This window comes from Ruegeria spongiae (assembly GCF_023502395.1).
In the GTDB taxonomy this organism is placed as follows: Bacteria; Pseudomonadota; Alphaproteobacteria; order Rhodobacterales; family Rhodobacteraceae; genus Ruegeria_C; species Ruegeria_C spongiae.
Genome location: NZ_JAMFMB010000030.1, coordinates 38,820 through 45,470, shown reverse-complemented (window position 1 = coordinate 45,470; position 6,651 = coordinate 38,820). Strand labels below are relative to the sequence as shown.

Sequence of the window (6,651 nt, the reverse complement as noted above, 5' to 3'; positions counted from 1 at the left end):
ATGAGTCCACCTGCATATGCGAGGTTTCACGCGAGTATTGAGCCCGGTATTATCCCTCTGGCATCTACCAGATCCCATAAGTCTCTTGGTGTTTCCGCAGGCTCGACTTACGAAGGATGACCGGACCCTTCCACACCTGCGACTGTGCCAATCGGGCCTCACCGGTTGACCTGACCCGCATGTCGTGCTTTGCCGGACCCGACCAAGAGGCAGTGAGCACAACATTCCGATGCTGAGAAATCTCTATGACAGGACCATGCGTCTTGCCGAACACCCGCATGCGCTCTGGGCGCTGGCCGGGGTTGCGTTTGTGGAAAGCTCGGTCTTTCCGATCCCGCCCGATGTGCTGATGATCCCGATGATCCTCGCCGCGCCGTCGCGCGCCTTTCTGATTGCCACCGTTGCGCTGGTTGCTTCGGTGCTTGGCGGGTTGCTGGGATATGCGATCGGGGCGTTTTTCTATGAAGCCATTGGACAGCCCGTGCTGGCGGCCATGGGCAAGGCGCAGGCGATGGACGCGTTCAACACCCGTTTCAACGATTTCGGGTTCTGGGCCGTCCTGACCGCTGGCGTCACCCCGTTCCCCTACAAGGTCATCACCATCATGTCGGGCTGGACCGGCATGCCGCTGGGCACGTTCATCGCCACCTCGATCCTGGCGCGCGGTATTCGCTTCTTTGTCGTGGCCGGGCTTTTGTGGAAATTCGGTGCGCCCATACGCGATTTCATCGAAAAGCGTCTTGGTCTCATGTTCACCCTGTTTATCGCGCTGCTGATTGGCGGCTTTGTCCTTGTGAGGTTCCTGTGACACGTCGAAACAGGCTGGTTCTGACAGCGACTGCCACCTCGACCGCGCTGCTTGTCGGGGCCTATATCTCGCAGATCTTCGGGTGGGAGCCCTGCGCCATGTGCCTGTGGCAGCGCTGGCCGCATTTTGCCGCCATCGTCGCGGGGCTGTGCGCGCTGGCGATCCCCGGTCCGATCTTTCCCCTTCTGGGGGCTGCGGCCTCGGCCACCACCGGTGGCATCGCGATCTATCACTCCGGTGTCGAGCGCAAGTGGTGGGAAGGCCCGGCAAGTTGCACCGGCAGCGGAGACAGTCTGGCCGGGATGAGCGGCGACGCATTGCTGCCCGGAGGTGCCGATCTGGCCCCGCTGGTGATGTGCGACGCGCTGCAGCCCTTCTTTCTGGGCCTGACCATGGCGAACTGGAATGCGCTGTTTTCGGTGTTCCAGATCTGCGTCTGGCTCTCTGCAGCCCGCGCCGGGCGGAAGTGATCAGACCGTTTTCTTGGTCGACAGAAGCAGACTGGTTTCGCTGGTCTGCACCCCTTCGAAACTGCGTATTCGCGCCAGCGCCCGATCCAGCGCCTCCAGCGTTTCGGTGCCAAGCTCGACGATTAGATCCCAGCGCCCGTTGGTCGAATGGATCGCCCGCACCTCGGTCAGCCCCTGCAACTGGCGGGTGATCCGCTGCGCGCCGCGTCCCTCGATCCCGATCATCATCAGCCCGCGCACCGGGTCCTGCGCCGTGTCCTCTTTCAGCACCACCGAAAACCCCAGGATGTCACCGCGTTGGATCAGCCGCTCGATCCGGGCACGCACCGTGGTGCGCGACAGGCTGAGTTGCAGCGCCAGATCAGACAATGACGCCCGCGCGTCGCGACGCAGGGCAGACACCAACCGCTCATCCGTTTTGTCCATCTTGTGTATCCATTTCGACCATCTATCCTCCCAATCGACCAATTTTACCTCTGGATTGCAACACAATTTGCACAGATTCTGGACGCAGACTGAAACGACAGGCGAATGATGATGTCCCGAAAATGTATTCTGATCGGCGCGCCCGTGGATAGCGGCAAGCGGCGCACCGGGTGCCTGATGGGCCCCGATTCCTACCGCACCGCCGGGCTGGCGCAGGCATTGAGCGATCTGGGCCACACGGTCGAGGATATGGGCAACCTGAGCCCGGCCACTCATGCGGCGGAACCCGACGATACCCATCTGCACCAACCCAACCGGACCATCGGCTGGACAAACCGGCTGATCCGGACCGGTCAGGAGGCCGCGCAACGCGGGCTGCCGATCTTTCTGGGTGGCGATCATGCGCTGGCGCTGGGCAGCGTGGCCGGAATGGCGAACCATGCGGCCTCGGTCGATCGCCCGCTTTTTGTGCTCTGGCTAGACGCCCATAGCGATTTCCATACGCCTGATACTACCGGATCGGGCAATCTGCATGGCACGCCGCTGGGTTATGTGACCGGGCGCGGCGGGTTCACCGGGTTTCCGGTGATCACCAACCCTGTGCCCGAGGAAAACATCTGCATCATCGGGTTGCGCTCGGTCGACACGGCGGAGCGCGAGGCGCTGCAGAACTCGGACATCCGCTTTCACGACATGCGCCAGATCGACGAACATGGCATTGCCCGCCCGCTGGCTGCGTTCCTGCAGCACGTGGCCAGCCAGAACGGTCTGTTGCATGTGTCGCTTGACGTGGATTTCCTGGACCCCTCGATCGCGCCCGCAGTTGGCACCACGGTGCCGGGCGGCGCCACCATGCGCGAGGGACATCTGGTGATGGAGATGATCAGCGACAGCGGGTTGATGACCTCGCTGGATCTGGTCGAGTTGAACCCGTTTCTGGACGAGCGCGGGCGCACCGCCCATCTGATGGTCGATCTCACCGCCTCGGCACTGGGCCGCCGCGTCTTTGACCGCCCCACGAGGAGCTTCTCGTGAGCATCATACAGGCCCCCTCCTCGGTCGTGATGATCCGGCCGCACGCGTTTCACCCGAACCCCGAAACCAGCGCCGACAATGCGTTTCAGACGCAGGCTCTGGCGGAGGACGTTTCAACCCGTGCCCGCGCCGAGTTCGACACCGCCGCCGGAACCCTGCGGGCGGCAGGCGTGACGGTACATGCGTTTGACGATTTCGGCGACGGCGACACGCCCGACAGCGTGTTTCCGAACAACTGGTTTTCCACCCATACCGGCGGGCATGTGGCGCTGTATCCGATGTACGCCGAGAACCGCCGCCGTGAACGGCGCGCGGATGTGATCGAGATGCTCAAGCGTGACTACCGCGTCTCGGACGTGATCGACTATAGCGGGCTGGAACAGGATGGGCTGGCGCTTGAGGGAACCGGTGCCATGGTGCTGGATCATATCGGGCGCATTGCCTATGTGGCCCGGTCGAACCGCGCCGATCCGGTGCTGCTGGAACGGTTCTGCGCGCATTTCAATTATGAACCGATCAGCTTTGACGCGACAGATGCGCAGGGCACCGCGATCTATCATACCAATGTTCTGATGGGGATCGGCACTGACTACGCGCTGATTTGCCTCGACATGATCCCCGACCCCGAACGACGTCAGACCGTTGCCGACCGGCTGGCAGAGAACGGGCGCGTGGTGATCGACCTGACCCATGATCAGGTCGCCAATTTTGCCGGAAACGCCATCGAGCTGACCGGACGAACTCGTGTGCTGGCAATGTCGGCGCGCGCCTATCAGGCGCTGCGCCCCGATCAACTGACCATCATCGAGCGCTCGGCTAAGCCGCTGCCGCTTGCCATTCCAACAATCGAAACCGCGGGAGGATCGGTGCGCTGCATGCTTGCCGGCATCCACCTGACCCGCCGCCCCGAAAGGATCGCCGCATGAAACCCTCCGACAAGGCGCCCTCAGAAAAGGCACTCGTGCCGTTTGTCTCTGTCGACCACATGATGCAACTCATCCACCATATCGGCGTGGAAGAGATGATGTCCGGCATCGCCGGGTATATCGAGGACGATTTCCACCGCTGGGAGCTGTTCGACAAGACCCCCCGCGTCGCCAGCCATTCCGAGGTTGGCGTGATCGAGTTGATGCCCACCTCCGACGGCGAGATGTACGGGTTCAAATACGTCAACGGCCACCCCAAGAACACCAAGGAAGGCTTGCAGACCGTCACCGCATTCGGCCTGCTGGCGAATGTCGAAACGGGCTATCCGATGCTGCTGAGCGAGATGACCATGCTCACCGCCCTGCGCACTGCTGCCACCTCGGCCATGGTGGCGAAACATCTGGCCCCGAAAGGCGCCGACACGATGGCGATGATCGGCAACGGGGCGCAGTCCGAGTTTCAGACCCTGGCGATGAAGGCGATCTGCGGGCTGAAGTCGGTCCGGCTCTATGACATCGACCTGGCCGCGACCGAGAAATGCGCCGCAAACCTCGCGGCGCAGGATATCAAGGTCGTGATCTGCAAGACACCCGAAGAGGCCATCGAGGGCGCGCAGATTCTGACCACCTGCACCGCAGACAAGCAAAACGCCACGATCCTCAGCGACAACATGGTCGGCAGCGGCGTGCATATCAACGCCATCGGCGGCGATTGCCCCGGCAAGACCGAGTTGGCCGCAGGCATCCTGCAGCGCTCCGACATCTTTGTGGAATACCCGCCGCAAACCCGGATCGAAGGTGAAATCCAGCAACTGCCCGAAGATTACCCGGTCACCGAGCTCTGGCAGGTCATCACCGGCACCGCTGCGGGCCGCACGTCAGAGCGCCAGATCACGCTCTTTGACAGCGTTGGCTTCGCGATCGAGGATTTCTCGGCACTGCGCTATGTGCGCGATCAGTTGGAGGCCACCGGGCTTTATCATGCGCTTGACCTGCTCGCCGACCCGGATGATCCGCGCGATCTGTTCGGCATGCTGCAACGGGCCGCGCCGGGCAACGCCTGAAAAAACCCGCGACCGGGGCACAGCCCCCGGTCTGGCCATGCTCGTTTTCCCGGCGGGGTTACCTCCGGGTGAACAGGAATAGCGCCCGTCGACAGGCTGGCGCGTTCGAGTCATTTACGAGGTGGCTCAGCCCATCACCTTGGTATAAGTGCCCTCACCCGCCAGAATGCCCCGGAACCCGCCCGGCTCGTCCAGCGAGAACACAATCAGCGGCATGTTGTTGTCCCGCGTCAGCGCAATGGCCGAGGCGTCCATCACCTTGAGGTTCTTGGTCAGCACCTCGTTATAGGTGATCCGGTCAAAGCGTTTGGCATCGGGGTTGGTCTTGGGATCGCTGTCATAGATACCGTCCACCTGCTTGCCCATGAAGATCGCCTCGCAGGCCATCTCGCTGGCGCGCAGCGCTGCCGCCGTATCGGTGGTGAAATAGGGGTTGCCGGTACCGGCGGCAAAGATGCAGACCCGCTTTTTCTCAAGGTGGCGCACCGCGCGGCGGCGAATGTAGGGCTCGCAAACCTGATCCATCGGAATGGCCGAGATCACCCGGGTGAACACGCCCAGCTCTTCCAGCGCCGATTGCATTCCCAGCGCGTTCATCACCGTGGCCAGCATGCCCATATAGTCGGCGGTGGTGCGCTCCATCCCCTGGGCCGAGCCCTGCAGACCCCGGAAGATATTGCCGCCGCCGATGACCATGCAGATCTCGACGCCCATGTCGTGAACCGATTTGACCTCTTCGGCGATGCGCTGCACGGTGGGCGGATGCAGGCCGAACCCCTGATCCCCCATCAGCGCTTCGCCGGATATTTTCAGCATCACCCGATTGTATTTGGCTTGCGTCACGAATTCGGGGGAAAGAGAGGTCATGTTGCGCTCCGCTGCGGCACCAGTTTAATTGCGGCGCAAAATGAAGCAAAACGCAGCGAGGTTCAATGCGGGTCAGGCACCAGACAGTCAGGAATTTGCCGCACGGGTGGGCCGTCACATGAGGCTTGCCGCGCAACTGCCTGACATCCCCGAGGATCTGCCGGTTCTGATCGCCGGTCCAACCGCCTCGGGCAAGTCCGAACTGGCGCTGCAGATCGCCGAAAGCCATGGCGGTGCCATCGTCAACGCTGATGCCAGCCAGGTCTATGACTGCTGGCGCGTGATCACCGCGCGCCCCTCACCCGAGGAAGAAGCGCGCGCGCCGCACCTGCTTTATGGTCACGTCCCCTATGACGTGGCCTATTCGGCGGGTCACTGGTTACGCGAGGTGACACCGCTGCTGACCGGCCCGCAGCGCCCGATCATCGTTGGAGGCACCGGGCTCTATTTCAGGTCGCTGACCGAAGGTTTCGCCGACATCCCGCCAACACCGCCCGAGATTCGCGCCGAAGGCGATGCCTTGCCCCTTGCGGCACTTCTGGCCGGGCTGGATTCAGGTACCACGCAGGGAATCGACCGGCAAAACCGCGCGCGGGTCCAGCGCGCCTGGGAGGTACTGCGCGCCACGGGCCGCCCGCTGGCTGACTGGCAGGCCGAGACCTCTGCGCCGATCCTGCCGCTCAGCCAGACCGTGCCGATCGTGATGGAAAACGACCGCGACTGGCTGCTGGGCCGCATCAACCGTCGCTTTGACGCAATGCTGGCAGGTGGCGCGCTTGAGGAGGTGGCGGCAATGCGCGACCGCTACGATGCCGCCCTGCCCTCCTGCAAGGCCATCGGCGTGCCCGAGATCATCGCCTATCTCAACGGCGACATTGAGCTTGAGACCGCCCGCGAGCACGCCACCATCGCGACGCGGCAATTCGCCAAACGTCAGCGCACGTGGTTCCGGGCGCGGATGGCGGGGTGGCACAGGCTGCGGCCCGACCTTTGATCGGCGCGGCTGGTTGTCCGGCCATCGCTTTCATGGTGTAAATGGCGCGAACAGAGTGTTT

At 62.8% G+C, this 6,651-nt stretch carries 8 protein-coding genes; 6 read left to right on the top strand and 2 right to left on the bottom strand.

What is annotated here, in order from left to right; genetic code table 11:
- The first annotated feature begins 229 nt into the window (after positions 1 to 229).
- Entirely contained in the window at positions 230 to 808 is a 579-nt protein-coding gene (locus M3P21_RS18570; RefSeq protein ID WP_249712426.1) for a YqaA family protein, read from the top strand.
- Positions 805 to 1,278, top strand: coding sequence for a disulfide bond formation protein B (locus M3P21_RS18565; RefSeq protein WP_249712424.1), 474 nt, complete (start codon positions 805 to 807; stop codon positions 1,276 to 1,278). The genes M3P21_RS18570 and M3P21_RS18565 overlap by 4 nt, the downstream gene beginning before the upstream one ends.
- Here the strand turns inward: M3P21_RS18565 and M3P21_RS18560 are convergent, their stop codons facing one another.
- The gene (locus tag M3P21_RS18560) at positions 1,279 to 1,704 is read right to left on the bottom strand and encodes an Lrp/AsnC family transcriptional regulator (protein ID WP_249712421.1); all 426 of its coding nucleotides are present in this window, start codon (positions 1,702 to 1,704) and stop codon (positions 1,279 to 1,281) included.
- 108 nt (positions 1,705 to 1,812) lie between these two features.
- Between M3P21_RS18560 and rocF the strand changes: the two genes are divergently transcribed.
- From rocF to ocd, 3 genes are read left to right on the top strand one after another with little or no spacing between them, the layout of a single operon-like run.
- A complete protein-coding gene (rocF, locus tag M3P21_RS18555) occupies positions 1,813 to 2,739 on the top strand; it encodes an arginase (protein ID WP_249712433.1) in 927 nt (308 codons plus the stop codon).
- Entirely contained in the window at positions 2,736 to 3,665 is a 930-nt protein-coding gene (gene ctlX / locus M3P21_RS18550; RefSeq protein ID WP_249712418.1) for a citrulline utilization hydrolase CtlX, read from the top strand. Before rocF ends, ctlX begins: the two co-directional genes overlap by 4 nt.
- A complete protein-coding gene (ocd, locus tag M3P21_RS18545; RefSeq protein WP_249712415.1) occupies positions 3,662 to 4,729 on the top strand; it encodes an ornithine cyclodeaminase in 1,068 nt (355 codons plus the stop codon). The genes ctlX and ocd overlap by 4 nt, the downstream gene beginning before the upstream one ends.
- Before the next feature lie 126 nt (positions 4,730 to 4,855).
- Here the strand turns inward: ocd and pyrH are convergent, their stop codons facing one another.
- Positions 4,856 to 5,596: a UMP kinase gene (gene pyrH, locus M3P21_RS18540; protein WP_249712413.1), complete on the bottom strand. Its 741-nt coding sequence runs from the start codon at positions 5,594 to 5,596 to the stop codon at positions 4,856 to 4,858.
- 118 nt (positions 5,597 to 5,714) lie between these two features.
- Between pyrH and miaA the strand changes: the two genes are divergently transcribed.
- On the top strand, positions 5,715 to 6,590 hold the full coding sequence (gene miaA / locus M3P21_RS18535; protein WP_249712432.1) for a tRNA (adenosine(37)-N6)-dimethylallyltransferase MiaA: 876 nt from the start codon (positions 5,715 to 5,717) through the stop codon (positions 6,588 to 6,590).
- Positions 6,591 to 6,651: the final 61 nt, after the last annotated feature.